14 protein-coding genes are annotated in these 15,045 nt (G+C 63.3%); 2 read left to right on the forward strand and 12 right to left on the reverse strand.

From position 1 onward, the window contains the following. The first annotated feature begins 4 nt into the window (after positions 1–4). Positions 5–820 carry a hypothetical protein gene (locus tag G5V57_RS14695; protein ID WP_165168216.1) on the forward strand — a complete coding sequence of 272 codons (816 nt, stop codon included), beginning with the start codon at positions 5–7 and terminating at the stop codon, positions 818–820. A 39-nt stretch (positions 821–859) separates the two neighbouring features. On the opposite strand, the gene G5V57_RS14700 is transcribed toward G5V57_RS14695, so the two are convergent. From G5V57_RS14700 to G5V57_RS14745, 10 genes are all read right to left on the reverse strand, one after another. Continuing rightward, positions 860–1,993 carry an amidohydrolase/deacetylase family metallohydrolase gene (locus G5V57_RS14700; protein ID WP_165168217.1) on the reverse strand — a complete coding sequence of 378 codons (1,134 nt, stop codon included), beginning with the start codon at positions 1,991–1,993 and terminating at the stop codon, positions 860–862. A gap of 16 nt (positions 1,994–2,009) precedes the next feature. After that, entirely contained in the window at positions 2,010–2,591 is a 582-nt protein-coding gene (locus tag G5V57_RS14705; protein ID WP_165168218.1) for a methylated-DNA--[protein]-cysteine S-methyltransferase, read from the reverse strand. Beyond that, complete coding sequence (locus G5V57_RS14710) at positions 2,588–5,416, reverse strand: ATP-dependent DNA helicase (protein ID WP_165168219.1); 2,829 nt, start codon at positions 5,414–5,416, stop codon at positions 2,588–2,590. Before G5V57_RS14710 ends, G5V57_RS14705 begins: the two co-directional genes overlap by 4 nt. Positions 5,417–5,647: 231 nt before the next feature. After that, a complete protein-coding gene (locus tag G5V57_RS14715) occupies positions 5,648–6,424 on the reverse strand; it encodes an SDR family NAD(P)-dependent oxidoreductase (RefSeq protein ID WP_165168220.1) in 777 nt (258 codons plus the stop codon). An 11-nt stretch (positions 6,425–6,435) separates the two neighbouring features. Continuing rightward, entirely contained in the window at positions 6,436–6,879 is a 444-nt protein-coding gene (locus G5V57_RS14720) for a hypothetical protein (protein WP_165168221.1), read from the reverse strand. A gap of 9 nt (positions 6,880–6,888) precedes the next feature. Then, positions 6,889–7,902, reverse strand: coding sequence for an ABC transporter ATP-binding protein (locus tag G5V57_RS14725; protein ID WP_165168222.1), 1,014 nt, complete (start codon positions 7,900–7,902; stop codon positions 6,889–6,891). Positions 7,903–7,910: 8 nt separating this feature from the next. Then, on the reverse strand, positions 7,911–8,891 hold the full coding sequence (locus G5V57_RS14730) for an ABC transporter ATP-binding protein (protein ID WP_206530266.1): 981 nt from the start codon (positions 8,889–8,891) through the stop codon (positions 7,911–7,913). Continuing rightward, complete coding sequence (locus G5V57_RS14735; RefSeq protein ID WP_165168223.1) at positions 8,888–9,769, reverse strand: ABC transporter permease; 882 nt, start codon at positions 9,767–9,769, stop codon at positions 8,888–8,890. Before G5V57_RS14735 ends, G5V57_RS14730 begins: the two co-directional genes overlap by 4 nt. After that, on the reverse strand, positions 9,766–10,704 hold the full coding sequence (locus G5V57_RS14740; protein ID WP_165168224.1) for an ABC transporter permease: 939 nt from the start codon (positions 10,702–10,704) through the stop codon (positions 9,766–9,768). Before G5V57_RS14740 ends, G5V57_RS14735 begins: the two co-directional genes overlap by 4 nt. Before the next feature lie 33 nt (positions 10,705–10,737). Beyond that, positions 10,738–12,285 carry an ABC transporter substrate-binding protein gene (locus G5V57_RS14745; protein ID WP_165168225.1) on the reverse strand — a complete coding sequence of 516 codons (1,548 nt, stop codon included), beginning with the start codon at positions 12,283–12,285 and terminating at the stop codon, positions 10,738–10,740. A gap of 195 nt (positions 12,286–12,480) precedes the next feature. Between G5V57_RS14745 and G5V57_RS14750 the strand changes: the two genes are divergently transcribed. Continuing rightward, positions 12,481–13,266 carry a PhzF family phenazine biosynthesis protein gene (locus G5V57_RS14750; protein ID WP_165168226.1) on the forward strand — a complete coding sequence of 262 codons (786 nt, stop codon included), beginning with the start codon at positions 12,481–12,483 and terminating at the stop codon, positions 13,264–13,266. Between the two features lie 13 nt (positions 13,267–13,279). Here the strand turns inward: G5V57_RS14750 and G5V57_RS14755 are convergent, their stop codons facing one another. Together G5V57_RS14755 and G5V57_RS14760 are read right to left on the reverse strand one after the other, a co-directional pair. Next, positions 13,280–14,587 carry a TRAP transporter large permease gene (locus G5V57_RS14755; RefSeq protein ID WP_165168227.1) on the reverse strand — a complete coding sequence of 436 codons (1,308 nt, stop codon included), beginning with the start codon at positions 14,585–14,587 and terminating at the stop codon, positions 13,280–13,282. Between the two features lie 12 nt (positions 14,588–14,599). Beyond that, positions 14,600–15,040 (reverse strand): TRAP transporter small permease, encoded by a 441-nt coding sequence (locus G5V57_RS14760; RefSeq protein WP_165168228.1) that lies wholly within the window; start codon positions 15,038–15,040, stop codon positions 14,600–14,602. Positions 15,041–15,045 lie beyond the last annotated feature (5 nt).

Genomic DNA, 15,045 nt, shown 5'->3' on the forward strand with positions numbered 1-15,045 from the left:
AATAATGGGGATCAGACCATCAAGACATGGATTGCGGCTGTGCGTCGGGACGGCGGCACTCTGGGCGGCCATGAGCCTGTCCGCCGCGGCGGCCGATATCACCGCCAAGCCCGCTTCCGACGAATGGGTCATCAGCGTGGCGCCCTATGCCTGGGCGGCGGGCCTCTCCGGCGATGTCGGCCTGTTCGGCCGCGAGTCTGTCGACCTGGATATGAGCTTCTCGGACATTCTGGACGATCTCAAATTCGCGGCGATGGGCGTCGTCGAGGCGCATAACGGCACCTACGGCATCTTCGGCGACATCATGTATGTCCATACCGAGACCGAGGAAGGCATTTCGCGCACCGTCGAGAACATCCCTGTCGCCCTGAAGGCGACGGTCGATACCGAGAATATCGCCGCCACGCTGATGGGCGAGTATCGCCTCGTCAATGACGAGGTCGTCAAGCTCGACCTCATGGCGGGCGCGCGCCTCTGGCATGTCGCCAACGACATTTCCGCCAGGCTCAAGGCCGATGGTACCGAGGTGGCCGAGCATGGCGGTGACGACAGCGAGACCTGGGTCGATCCGATGGTCGGGTTCAAGACGCGCATCAACACGGAAACACCGCTCTATCTCGAAGGCTGGGGCATGATCGGCGGCGCCGGCATCGGCTCCGATCTCTCCTGGGACGTGATAGGCGGCCTCGGCTATCAGTGGACCAGCGGCTTCTCGACCGTGGTCGGCTATCGCGCCATGGGCGTCGACTACAGCCATGACGGCTTCGTCTTCGACGTGGTCGAACAGGGCGCCTTCGTCGGCGGCGTCTTTACTTTCTGACGAGGTGTCTGCAAGGGCTGAGCGGCCGAGGCCGGCCGCTCACGCCCACCATTCTCCCTTGATGACGACGCCATGCGCCGAAATGCGCTTGGCGCCGAGGAGATGCTCGCCCGTCACATCGAGATAGTCGAATTGGCCATCATCGATCCTGAGCAAACTGGCATCGCCGAGCGAGCCCGGCTTCAGCGTGCCAAGATCATGCCGCTTGATGGCGCGCGCCGGCGTCTCAGTGGCTGAACGGATGATGTCGTTGAGCCCCATGCCGAGGCAAAGGAATTTCGACATGGTGGTGACGAGGTCATGGGCCGGGCCGTTGATGCATAAAGCATGCACGTCGGACGAAATCGTGTCGGGCTCGAAGCCATTGGCCAGCATCGCGCGCGCCGTCTTGAAGGCGAAGGAGCCCATGCCATGGCCGATATCGAACAGCACGCCGCGCTTGCGCGCCTGGAGCACGCCCGGCTTGATCGTGCCCTGCGCTGTCACCGGCGCATTGGGGAAGGGGCGGAAGGCATGGGTCAGGACGTCGCCGGGCCGGAGCCTCGCCAGCACGTCTTCGTAGGTCGGCGGCGGCTCGTCGATATGCGCCATCAGCGGCAGGCCTGCTTCATTGGCGGCCTCAAGCGCGACGTCGAGCGGCGCGATGCCCTGATCTCCCGAGGCGTGCCGCCCGACCCTGACCTTGATGCCGATGATCTCGTCCGGGTACTTGGCCGCGACCTCGACCGCGCCTCTGGGGTCCATCAGCCGCATGTCCTCGCTCTCGCCCACATGCACATTGGTCGAGAAGCCGTAGATGCCGGCATGCGAGACATGCAGATAGGCATAGATGCGCTGGCGCGCCGGGGCGATCACATGCTTGGCGAAGCCGGGGAAATTGCCGGGGCCGGCCGAGCCCGTGTCGACCGAGGTGGTGACACCGCTCTTCAGCGCATAGAGATCGGGATCGACGCCCAGCGAGGTGCCGCCCCAATAGACATGAGTATGGAGGTCGATGAGGCCCGGCGTCACGATGAAGCCGCTCACATCCTTGACCTGCGTTTGGGTGTCGCGCTTGAGGCTGGGGCCGATGCCCGACACTTTGCCCTGAGCGAAGCCGACTTCGGTGACGGCGTCGAGCGACTGCGACGGGTCGACGACGCGCCCGCCGGTGAGGATGAGTTCGTGAGTCATAGTCTCTTGCTTTGTTTCAATGCGATCTTCTGGGCGGGACGGCGAGCGGAAGCTCGTCGAAGAGGGACGGCGTAGTGTCGGTCTTTGCGCGCTCGATGGCAAGCATGCGGAATTTGGTCTGGATGCCGCCCGTTGCCGAGAAGCCGCCGGTCTTGCCACCCGCCGCCAGCACCCGGTGGCAGGGCACGATGATCGGATAGGGATTGCGGCCGAGCGCCTGGCCGACCTCACGGGCGAGATGCAGGCCGCCCATTTCCTTGGCGATCTCGCCATAGGTGCGCGTGGTCCCGGGCGGGATCCGCCTGGCCATCTCATAGACGCGCCGGCTGAAATCGGAGAGGCCGGTATCGTCGAGCGCGATATCGCAGAGATCGTCGGCCTCGCCCCTAAGCAGCGCCTGGATGCGCCGGATCGCGTCCTGGACGTCAGGAGGTGGTGCGCCTTCCCGCGCGTCAGGATGGCGTGAAGTGAAGCGCGCCTTGAGATCATCGCCGCTTTCTTCCGGCAGGCTTGCGCCGACGATGCCGTCGGGGCCCCAGGCGATGCCGCAGGTGCCGATGGCGGTGTCGAAGAACGTATAGGCGACTCGGCTGCTCATGCGGGGCTCTGGATGAAGTCGCGCACCATGTCGATCGCATCGACGAGGCCGACGCGCTCGATCCGCATGCCGGGCGGAAAGGCGGTGCAGAAGCGCGAGGCGAGGCGCGGATCGAGCACCACGAAGGCGCCGCGGTCACCCTCGCGCCGGATGAGGCGGCCGAAAGCCTGGCGCAGCCTGAGACGAACCGTCATGTCGGTATAGGCCTGGCCGCCGAAGGCCTGACGCCGGGCGCGTTCGAGAATGGTGGGCGTGCCCCAGGGCACCCGGTCGAGCACGATGAGCCGCAGGGAATCGCCCGGCACGTCGACGCCGTCCCGCACCGCGTCGGTGCCGAGCAGGCAGGCATCGCGCTCGGCCCTGAACATGTCGACCAGGGTTCCGGTGTCGATCGGATCGACATGCTGGGCGTAGAGCGGCAAACCCTTCTGCGCCAGGGGCCGCACCAGCCTCTTATAGACGGCGCGCAATCGCGAAATGGCGGTGAAGAGGCCGAGGCTGCCGCCTTGCGCCGCCAGGAACAATTCGCGATAGGCGGCGGCCAGCTGGTCCATGTCCTCGCGATTGACGTCGTTCACCACGATGATGCGGCTGGCGCTCTTGTAGTCGAAGGGCGACTCGTAGCTGATGCGCCGGACCGGATAGGGCAGGTGCACGGCACCGGTGCGCGTTTCGGCATTGGTCCAGTCCTCCGGCGCCTCGGGCGGACGGTCCTTGAGCGTCGCCGAGGTGATGACGACACCGTCCGCCGGCTTCAGGACGACGAGCGCCAGGGGCTCGGTCGGGTCGATCCAGTGGCTGTGCAGGCCGACATCGGCCTCGCGCCCGAACATCTGGTCGACCGAGAACCACTCGACGAAGAGAGGATTGGGCTTGTCGAGGAGGCGCTCGATCATGTCGACCCAGCTGCCGACCATGAGCTCGCCGCGCCTTCGGAGCGAGCGCGCCACCGCTTCGATGCGGCCGCGGTCATAGGTCGAGAGTTCGGCCGCCTCGTCGTCGAGCTTCTTGGCGAGAGCATTGGCCAGCGAAGCCATCGGCCGTTTCAGATCGATGAGGGCGGCGGCAAGCTCGCCCGCCGCGGCGCCGAGGCCGTCCACCAGCGGCATGCAATCGGTCTCGAGCGTCTGGCCGGAATTCTGCTCGGCCCGGGCCAGCACCTGCTGACGCACCAGACTGAGGAAGCTTTCGGCCGCCCCTTCCGGCGTGCCGGCCTGGATGCGCCGCGTCCAGCCGGGGCCCGGCAACGCGTTGGCGGCGGAGAGCACGGCATTCAGATGCCTCTCGGCCGTCTCGTCGTCGCCGACGAGATCGCCGACACGTTCCCTGAGGCCGCGCCCGCGCCGGCCGGCCGATTCCGGTCCCCTGAGCCAGCGCCGGAGCTCCGCCGTCTCGAGCGCGGTCAGATGGCCGGAAAAGGCCGAATCCGAGGCGTCGAAGAGATGATGACCCTCGTCGAAGACGAGCCGGCGCAGATCCTGCGGTGCGGACTGCTCTTCTTTCGTCTGTGTATAGCCGATGGCCTGATCGACCGCCGCCTTGCGCAGGACGAGCGCATGATTGGCGATGACGAGATCGGCCCGGCGGCCCTGCACCATGGCGCGCTCGATGAAGCATTTGCGGTAATGCGGGCAGGCGGCATAGATGCATTCGCCGCGCCGGTCGGTGAGGCCGAGGGAAGCGGGGGACAGTGCGCGGCCTTCGCCGTCGAGCGTCACGTCGTTGAACAACGGCAGAAGCCAGGATGGGAAGTCGCCGCCCACCATGTCGCCGTCGCGGCTTGCCCTCACCCAGCGCGCGATGAGGGCGGCCAGGAGCGCCGAGCGCGCATTGGCCGAGCTCATCTTGGCGAAAGTCTCCTGCAGATTGAGCAGGCAGACATAATTCTCGCGGCCTTTGCGGATGACGATGCGATCGCGCCGCTCCGCCGGGTCGGCGACGATGCGCTGCGTTTCCTGGTCGATCTGGCGCTGCAGGTTCTTGGTATAGGTCGACACCCAGACCGGTGCATTGTTCTTGCGCGCCCACAGCCAGGAGGGCGAGAGATAGCCGAGCGTCTTGCCAAGGCCGGTTCCGGCTTCGGCGAGCAGGATGTTGTTGGCGGCCCCGTCATCGCGCGGCTGGAAGGCATGCGTCGTGGTGGCCGCATAGTCCTTCTGCTCGACGCGCATTTCCGCACCCGAACCCAGCACCTGCGCGAGGAAGTCTTTCGCTTCGTCAGGCGTCACACCGATATGCGAGCCCGGTGGGCGACCGCCGTCGTCCTCCCATTCGTCGATCCGGTCCCACACATTGAGGCCGGTAACGAAGGTGCCGATATCGAGGCGCGGATTGGCCTTGGTCAAGGCGGTCATCACGGCGCGCGCCCACGGCCAGTTGGCGCGGGCGAGGAAGGCCGCATTTTCGGCCGTCTCGCGGATGAGCGGATAGTTGGGGCTGGCGAGCCGGCCCAGGAGATCATCGGCGATGGCCCTGAGGAGCTCGGTCTCGTCGACGGAAACATCCAGATTGAGCGCCCGGCCGAGACCCTTTGGCGTCGGCGTGGCGAAGCGGGCCGGACAGACGAAGGCGAAGAGTTCGGCGACGTCGACATGTTTCTGCTCGCGCGCCTGGCGGATCACCGCGCGCGGCGCTTCGGCGGCGAAGCCCAACCGCTCGATGACGAAGGCCGAATGGCAGATGAGATGCGGCTCGCGGATGAGATGCGTGAGCGCTTCCGCCGCCTCCACCCGCCTGCCGGGGCCGAGCTTCAGCGCAATGCCGTCGAGGACGGCCACGGGCGCCGTCTGGTTCTGGGGAAAAAGCAGAGTGGAGGACAAGGACATTGGCCGTGAACATACAGTGATCAAAGCGGCCGGTACAGGGATAAAGCTCGATTGTTCCGGGGATGCAGTGTAGCTGGCACAAGCTGGAGACGCGGGAAATAGGACACCGCCGAGCGGTGCTGGGATCGGCCTCCGCGCATTGGAACAGGGGATGGCATGCCGCAGCGGTGACGGACCGCCCTTGCCGTCAGAGCAGGGTATTCGTGGGCGCCTTCACTTGGCGCTGGTGATCTAGATTGAAGCCTGCCCACCGTCGACGACAAGAGTTGTGCCGATGCAGTAGCTCGCTTCGTCGGAGGCGAGCCACAGTATGGCGGATGCGCATTCCTCCGCCGTGCCGGCGCGCCCGATCGGAATCTGGTTGCTCCAATAAGCGAGCTCCTTGGCGTCCTTCATCACCGGGGCATTCATGGGCGTGTCGATGAATCCCGGTATGACCATGTTGACGCGAATGCCGAGCCTCGCATAGTCGATCGCCATCACCTTCATCATTGCCAGGATACCGCCTTTGCTGGCGCTGTAAGCGGGCTCATTCGTCGCCATGCCGAGATAGGCGCAATTGGAGCCGAGACAGACGATGGCGCCGCCGCCCGCCGCCAGCAAATGGCGCGCCCCATGCTTGCAAGCGAGGAATTGGCCGGTCAGGTTGGTCGTGATCAGCTTGTCCCAGATGGCGAGTTCGAGACGATCGACGCGGTCATCCTGACCGAGGAGCTCGATCCCGGCATTGGAAACGATGATGTCGAGGCCGCCCCATTTTCCGGCCGCCATATCCATCGCCGCCGCAATCTCGCTTTCGACTGAACCGTCGGCGACAAGGACCAGGGCCTCGCCGCCATTCGCCCGGATTTCATCAGCCGTCGCTTCGAGTGCTTCGCGCCCTCGCGCCACCAGCCCGACACGGGCACCCTCGGCCGCGAGACGCAATGCCGTGGCGCGACCGATCCCGGCGCTGGCGCCGGTAACGACGGCACGACGGCCGGCGAAACGCTTGTTCATGGTCGTCATGGTGAGTTTCCTTACTTTGCGGCGGCGCGTTTTGCTTTCACACTCTTGGCGAGGTCGGAAGGAAATTGCGGATGCGGCACGTCGAAGGAGAAATGCCGGAAGACCTCATCGCCGATTACCTTCCAGACCAGGGGCGTACCGCGCGGGATGAGGTAGATGCACGGCGCTTCGACCAGGACGGTCCGCTTCTCTTCGAGTGACGGCGGCTGGTAAAAGGTAATCTCGGCCTTGCCCGAAGTCACAAAATCGAGCTGGTCGACCCAGGTTGTCCATTTATATTCGTGCCCGGGGAAGAAATCTTCGAACACGACCTGGCAGCACGGCTCCTCGATGCCGACGCCCACCATGCGATGCAGCCCGCCGCCCAGAAAATCGATCGGCTTGGGCTCGACGGAATCGAGATCGTCATTGTCGATCTTGTAATAAGCGAATTTCGAATAGTTGATCGGATACATGGCTTCCTCCTATGTGGCGGTGATTCCTGCGAGTGTGGGCAGGACATGGCACCAGGTGCGATGTCCGGCTTCGAATTCAGTGGCCGGCGGCTCGCTGGCGAAGCATCGAGCCTCGGCATACCGGCAGCGCGTGTTGAACCGGCAGCCGGACGGAATGGCGAATGAAGAGGGGATCTCGCCGGTGAGCGCTGCTTCACGCGACGCCTTGGCGGCAAGATCGGGATGGGCCTTGAGAAGCGCCGCCGTATAGGGATGCCGTGGGCGGGTGAAGACATCGGCGGTGCCTCCGGTTTCCACGATGCGGCCGAGATACATGACAGCGACGCGATCGGCGAGATGAGCGATGACCGAGAGCTGATGCGAAATAAAGATCATGCTGAGGCCCAGATCGCGCACAAGCTCGCTGAACAGATTGAGGATCTGCGCCTGGATCGAAACATCGAGCGCGCTGACGGCCTCATCGGCGATGATCACGCGCGGCTTGAGCGCCAGGGCACGCGCGATCGCGACACGCTGGCGCTGCCCGCCCGAAAGCGCATGCGGCGAAAGCTCGGCCGAGGATTGCGGCAAGCCGACACGCTCAAGCAGGTCGCGGACCAGCGACCGGACGCCGGCGCGGTCGATCAGCCCATGCACCAGGGCCGGCTCGCTGATGGCGCGTCCGATGCTCATGCGCGGATTGAGGGAGCCATAAGGGTCCTGGTAGATCATCTGCATATCCTTGCGGATCTGCCGAAGGCCGGCGCCTTTTGCCTGCCACACATCCTGGCCGTCGAAGCTGACAGTGCCACGATCCGGCCGTTCGAGCCTGATAATGGAACGGGCGATCGTCGATTTGCCGCTGCCCGATTCGCCGACGATCCCCAGAACCTCATTGCGGCCGACCGACAGCGAGACGTCATCAAGGGCGACAAGCCTGGGCACCGGTATTCCGCAGGCAGCCTTGAGCGCTGAGTGACGGCCGGCAAAGCTCTTGCTCAGACCGTTCACCGCCAGAATCGGGTTTTCCTGGGAGGTGGCCATGGGGCTGCTCATGTCACGACCGGGCATGCCGAGCCGTGGCCAGGCAGAGCGCGGTCAAGCGTCACGGCAATCGTCCGGCATTCCGGGCGGGCAAAGGAGCACCTTTGCTGGAACGGGCAGCCCTCAGGGAGGTTGGCCGGGTTGGGTGGCTGCCCTGCGATCGTCCGCAAGGGATGGCGCGCGGCGCCAACACGCAGATGCGGGATCGCCGCCAGGAGGCCTCTTGTATAGGGATGGCGGGGCGCCCGGAGGACCTCCAGCGCAGGGCCCGACTCCATGATGCGACCGGCATACATCACGAGGATCACGTCGCAATTCTGGGCTACGACGCCCACATCATGCGACACCAGGATCATCGACATGGAGGTCTTGTCCTTGAGCCCGGCCAGCAATGTCAGGATCTGATCCTGGATGGTCACGTCGAGCGCCGTTGTCGGCTCATCGGCAAGCAGCAGGTCGGGCTCGGCGCCGACCGCCATGGAGATCATCACGCGCTGGCGCATGCCGCCGGAGAGTTCGTGCGGATAGAGTCTAAGCCGCTCCCTCGGCGCCGGGATGCCGACGCGGCTCAGCAGATCGGCTGCCAGCTCCCGGGCTGCCTTGGACTTGATCGCAAGCTTGATGCGCAGTGTTTCGCTGATCTGGTCGCCAATGGTGAATACCGGATTGAGGCAAGCGGCCGGATCCTGGAAGATCATCGCGATCTCCTTGCCGCGGATCCGTCTGACCTCCTGCCTGGTGAGGCTTCGCCAATCGCGTCCTTTCCAGTGAACGCTTCCGCCGACGATCTCGCCTGGATGCGGGACGAGTCCCAGGAGTGCTCGCAACGTGATGCTCTTGCCGCATCCCGACTCGCCCAGAAGGCCGATGCTCTGGCCGGGTGCGACGGCGAAACCGACCCGATGTGCGGCGAGAAAGGCGCCGTGGCGGTTGGTAAGGCCGACCGAGAGGTCGCGCACATCGAGGAGTGGCGTCGATCGCTGCATCATCGGCTCCTTCCATCGAGCCTGTCGGCCAGCCCGTCGCCAATCAGGCTGAAGCCGATGCCGGTAATGACGATGACAAGGCCCGGCAGGGTGGATATCCACCAGGCATTGAGCAGGTTCTTCTGTCCTTGCGCGATCATTTCGCCCCATTCGGCGGTCGGCGGCGCGGCTCCGAGGCCCAGATAGGAGAGTGCCGCCAGCGTCAGGATGTTGAGCACGATGTCCGACATCGAGAAGACGAGATTGGCGCGGAGCAGATTGGGTACGGCATGCACGAACACGATGCGGGGCGTGCTGTAGCCGAGCGTCTCGGCATTGCGGATATATTCCCGGCGCCGGATCGCCAGCATTTCACCGCGCGAAAGCCTGGCATAGAGGGCCCAGCTCACCGCGATCACGCCGATATATGCGCCGGCGAGGCCCGGCCCGACGATCGCGGCGATGGTGAGGATGAGAATGATGAAGGGGAACGAGATCACCAGATCCACGACGCGCATGATGATCGTGTCGATGATGCCGCCGAAATAGCCGGCGAATGAGCCGACGAGGAGGCCGATGACGAGCGAAACATAGGTCGTGACGATGCCAAAGGTGAGGTCGACCCGCCCGGCATGCAGGACACGGCTGAAGATGTCGCGGCCGAGATCGTCGGTGCCGAAAAGAAAGTGCGCCGAAGGAGGCTTCAGGACGTTCATGAGGTCCGTGGCATTGGGGTCTCTCAGTCCGAGAAAGGGGGCGGCGAGACTCAATGCCGATATGGCGGTGACAATCGCGATGCCGGCAACGAGCGAGATCGTGGCCCATCGGCGGTCGAGGAGGGCGCGCCGCTGCAGACGCGACCAGACGCCGTCCGCTATGCCGTGAGGGGGCTGAGATTTCATTGACGGATCCTCGGGTCGAGGATCGCGTAGCAGACATCGACCAGGAAGTTGGCGGCCACGACCACGACGCCGAAGACCAGGGTCAGTGCCACGATAACCGGATAGTCGCGCTGCACGATCGCTGCGACCATGAGGGACCCGAGGCCCGGTATGGAGAACACGTTCTCGATGACGACGGCGCCCGAAATCAGATACCCGACATTGACGCCGAGGATGGTCAGCATCGCGATGAGCGAGTTGCGCAGCACGTGCTTGAAGAGGACGCGGCCTTCGCTGAAACCGCGCGCCCGCGCCGCTTCGACGAATTCCGCGGTCAAGGTCTGGATGATGCTCGCCCGCAAGCTGCGCAGCAGGATGGGGGTGAGATAGAGAGCGATGCTCACCGCCGGTAGGGTGAGGCTCGCCATGTAGCCGGTCAATCCTTCACCCAGTCCGGATGTCGGGAAGAATTTGAGACGTATGCTGAACAAGAGAACAAGCAGGAGCGCGGTCCAGAATGATGGCATGCAGAACGCAAGCGTGCTGAGCGCCCTTACGACATGATCGGCCATGAGGTTTCGCCGGACGGCGGAGAGAAGCGCCAGGGGGACGGCGATGACGAGCGAAATCAGTATGGCATAGGTGACGAGCGCCAGGCTGTGCACCGCACGCGCCGCCACGATGGGGCCGATGGCGGCACGCTGGAAGAGCGACTCGCCGAAATCGAGCCGTAGGGCGTTGCGCAGGAAATCGAGATACTGCGTCACCAGTGGCTTGTCGAGTCCGAGCTGCGTGCGCAGGACGGCGATCGCCTCATCGGTAGCGCGCGAGCCCAGCATCACCCGGGCCGGATCGCCGGGCACGAGATGGATCACGGAGAATGCGGCCAGGGTAATGACGATCAGCACTGGAATGGATTGTGCCAATCGTCGGCCGGTGAAAACTATGAGCGACAAAAGTGGGTCTCCGTGATCCGGCCCGTTCCGGGCTCAGGGGGCAAGCCAGACATTCTCGAGATTCCACCATTTGACCGGCAAGGTCTTGAAGCCTTTCACGTCGGCGGACACGGCTGTGCGCGCCTTGATGAAGAACAGCGGCACGGCAGGAAACTCGGCCATCACCAGCCGCTGCAGCTGATGGAAGGCCGCCTGGCGCTTGTTTTCATCGATGGTACTGCCAGCCTGCTTGACGAGTTCGGTCGCCTGCTTGTTGTTCCAGCCGGTCCAGAAGGATTCGATGCCGCCGGTGAAGTCGAAGAAGACGACCGCGAGATTGTCGTCGGACAAGGCGTCGCTCGAGAGGCCGGATCCGGTGAAGGTAAAACAGCTCTCATCGCCGCTGCCCCAGCGCGTCCAGATCGTGCCCGTATCGACCGCCTGGACCTCCATCTTCACGCCGATCTTGGCCCATTCCGATTGCAGGATCTGGGCCTGCTGGAGCTCGAATTGGTCGCCCGCGACAATGAGGCAGGAGAAGGTGAAGCCTTGCGGACTCTTTGATTTGGCCAGCGCCTCTTTCGCTTTATCGAGATCATAGGGATAGGCGGGGACCGTCGGATCCCAGTATTTGACCTTGGCGATAACATGGTTGGCGACTTCGCCCGCCCCATGCATGAGGCTCGCGAGCATTGCTTCCTTGGGCGTTGCGTAATTCAAGGCCCGGATGACCTCCGGATCGTCGAACGGGGCTTTGCGGCTGTTGAACCAGACGGCATCCCACGCCATGACGTCTTCGATCTGGACATCGACATGGGCCAATGCCGCGATGCGTTCGATCTGCGAATAGGGGACTTCGGTCGCGATCTGCGCTTCGCCGGATTCGACCTTGAGCATGCGGCTGTTCTCGTCCGGCACGTAATCGATGACTATGCGGTCGAGATAAGGCTGTCCGCTCTTCCAGTAATAAGGATTGCGTTCGAGCACCAGGCGTTGGCCGCGCACCCATTCCTTGACCACGAAGGGGCCGGATCCGATCGGCTGCTCGCTGAAGGCTTTGTCGCCCATTTTTTCGTAGGCCGCCTTTGGCACGATCGAGGGAATGAAGGTCGAGAGATAGTCCAGGAAGGCGCCTTGCGGCTCCTTGAGCTTCACGATGAAGGACGAAGCGTTGGCGCATTCGGTCGCGGCGATCGCGGCACCGAAGCCGCCATAGTTGGTATTCACCTTCGGATCGGCAAAGCGGTCGATGGAGAATTTGACATCATTGCAGGTCAAAGGGTCGCCATTGGAGAATTTCACGCCCTCGCGCAGCGTGAATGTCCAGGTCTTTGAATCATCCGACACGGTCCAGCTCGTGGCGATGGCGGGCTGCGGCACCGGCGCGTCCTGCGTTTCCACCAGCGTCTCGAAGATCTGAACGATCATGAAGATCGACCCGTTGTCATTGGCGCCGATCGGATTGAGCGTCAAAGGCTCGCTGTCCCGCGCCATGGTGAGGGTGCCGCCTTTCTGTGGCGTGGCATCCTGTCCGTGAGCGTTGATTGGAAGGATGAGAGCGCTCGCCATGAGCGCCAGTAGTCCGCCGAGCCGTGCAGTCATTGCGGCCTCCTCGTTGTTTCCGAACCCTATTGCGTATTATTCTTGGTTTGATGTACCGATAATAGGTACAAAGTTAAGTTAGAGGATGTAATATTTATCTGTCAATGGATTAAAAGCTGGAATACGAGAGAAATTGGGAATTTTTGACAAGTGCCCTGAGAACATGACAATAACCCCTCACAGGAACAGCAGCCCATGAAGCTTGATGTCTTCCAGATCGACGCCTTTGCGAACCGCGTGTTCGCGGGAAACCCGGCCTTGGTTTGCTGTCTCGCTGACTGGCCTGACGATGGGCTGCTGCAGGCCATCACGACGGAGCACAATGCCCCGGTTGTTGCCTTCCTGGTGGACCGCGGTCAGCGCTTCGAGATTCGCTACTTCACGCCGCTTGGGGAATTGGGGTTGGTCGGACATGCCTCGCTTGCGGCGGCCCATGTCGTCCTGCGCATCCTGAGGCCCGATCTGCTGGAAGCAACCCTCGATCGCCGCAGCGGAACGCTCAAAGTCTCACGCTTGAGCGACGCATTGCTCGCCATCACGCTGCCCGTGCTTCCGGCGCGCGGTTGCGAGGCGCCGGCCGGGCTCGACGACGCCCTGGGCGTTGCTGTCACCGAAGTCCACGTCAATCAGAATCAGTATTTCGCTGTCCTGGCGCGCGAGTCCGATGTGTCATCGCTGGCGCCCGATATGGATATGCTGATGAAGCTCGACCGCGATGGCGTCATCGTCACCGCTCCTGGCGAACACAGCCAGTTCGTGTCACGGGCTTTCGCGCCGAAGGAAGGCCTGCCGGAAGATCCGGTCTGCGGTTCGGCGCATCTGGCGCTCGTGCCATACTGGTCGGCCCGCCTGGGTCGGACGGAGCATCTGGCATTGCAGTTGTCGCCGCGCGGCGGCGAGTTGCATTGTTCGTTGCGCGGCGACGAGGTGCGGCTCGCCGGAAGATGCGTCCTCTATATGCAGGGCACGATTCACATTTAGCTCGCTGCGCCGTTCATTTCGCCAGGCTGACCGGCTCATAGCCCATTTGCATGGGAAGCCAGAGCGTGATCTCGGGCACATAGACGAGGACGAAGAGGAGCGCGATCAGCACCACGAGGAAGATCCACAGCTCCTTGGTGATGGCCGCGAGCGGGATGCCCGAGACGCCAGCGATGAGGAAGACGAGCTCACCCATGGGTGGCGTAACGAGGCCGATCATCATGTTGATGATCGCAGTCACGCCGAAATGCACGGGATCGATGCCGAGATGAGCGACCGTCGGCAAGAGCATCGGCACGATAATGAGCAGCATGAGGAGCGAATCGAGAAAGGCGCCCAGGATCAGGAACAGGATATTGACCATGAGCAGGAACATGGCGGGCGACATGTCGAGCGAGCTCATCCATGCGCCCATGGCCTGAGGGATCTGCTCGGCAGCAACGATCCAGTTCATCACCAGGGCGCCGGCGATGGTGATGGCGACGGTAGCCGTCGCCCGCGATGACACGACGAGCACGTTGATGAGCGCGCGAAAATTGAGTGAGCGATACCAGAAGAGCGCGAGGATGAGTGCATAGCAGCTGGCGACGGCGGCTGCTTCGGTGGGTGTGACCGAGCCCGAATAGATGCCGCCCAGCATGATGGCGGGCAGCATGAGTGTTGGGAAGGCGTCCAGTGTCGTGGCGATGGCCTGTCTCCGCGTCGGCCGCGCTTCGATCGGGAAGTTGCGCCGTTTCGCGATCGCCGCGACGACTGCCATCTGGGCGAGGCCGAGCAGAAGTCCCGGTATGACGCCAGCCATGAAGAGATAGCCGATCGAGGTGTTGGAAATGACGCCATAGATCACCATCGGGATGGATGGAGGAATGATCGGGCCGATGATGGCCGATGTTGTGCTGAGGGCGGCGGCGAAGCCGGGCGAGTAGCCCGCCTTCACCATCATGTCGACTTCGAGTTTGCCGGGTCCCGCGGCATCGGCAAGGGCGCTGCCGCTCATGCCGGAGAAGATGATGCTGGAAACGATATTCACGTGAGCAAGGCCGCCGCGTAGCCGGCCGACGAGCAGATTGGCGAAGCCGAACAGCCGGTCGGTGATCTTGCTTTCATTCATGATCTCGGCGGCGAAGATAAAGAGGGGCACCGCCATCAGGACGAAGTTGCTGTAAAGCCCGTTGAGGCTCTGCGAGGCGACAAGACCGATGTCCTGGCCGGTCATGAAGAGATAGATTATTCCCGCCGCGATCATGGCGTGGCCGATCGGCATGCCGAGGAACGACCAAGCGAAAAACAGCGCGAACATGACGAAGGCGGCAAGGCTCATCGGATCTATCCGTCAGAGATGTGTTTTCCAAGAGGAACTCAGGAGCCGGCGCAGTCTGATAGCGGCGCCGACGATGGCGGCGATCATGAAGATGCCGAAGCAGGAATAGACGATGTCGAAGGGGAGGTGCAGAACCATCGTGTGGCGCCGGCCGAGGAAGGCTATGTAATCGAGAGTGCCGGGAAGGGCGGCGAGGAAAATGAAACCGACCGCGGCGGTGTTGGCGATGGCCACGGCACGCCGCGGCGCCGGCGGAAACTTCTGATAGAGCACGTCGAAGATGATGTGCTGACGCTCGCTCACCAGAATGTCGCAAGACCAGAAGATCACCCAGATATAGGCAATCGAGCATATTTCGAGCGTCCAGGAGAGGGGAGCATTGAATACATAGCGGCTGAGGATCTGCGCCATGAACGACGCAAACATCACTATGAACATGGCGGCCGCCGCCATCTCAA

Origin of the sequence: Nordella sp. HKS 07 (assembly GCF_011046735.1) — a bacterium.
Taxonomy (GTDB): domain Bacteria; phylum Pseudomonadota; class Alphaproteobacteria; order Rhizobiales; family Aestuariivirgaceae; genus Taklimakanibacter.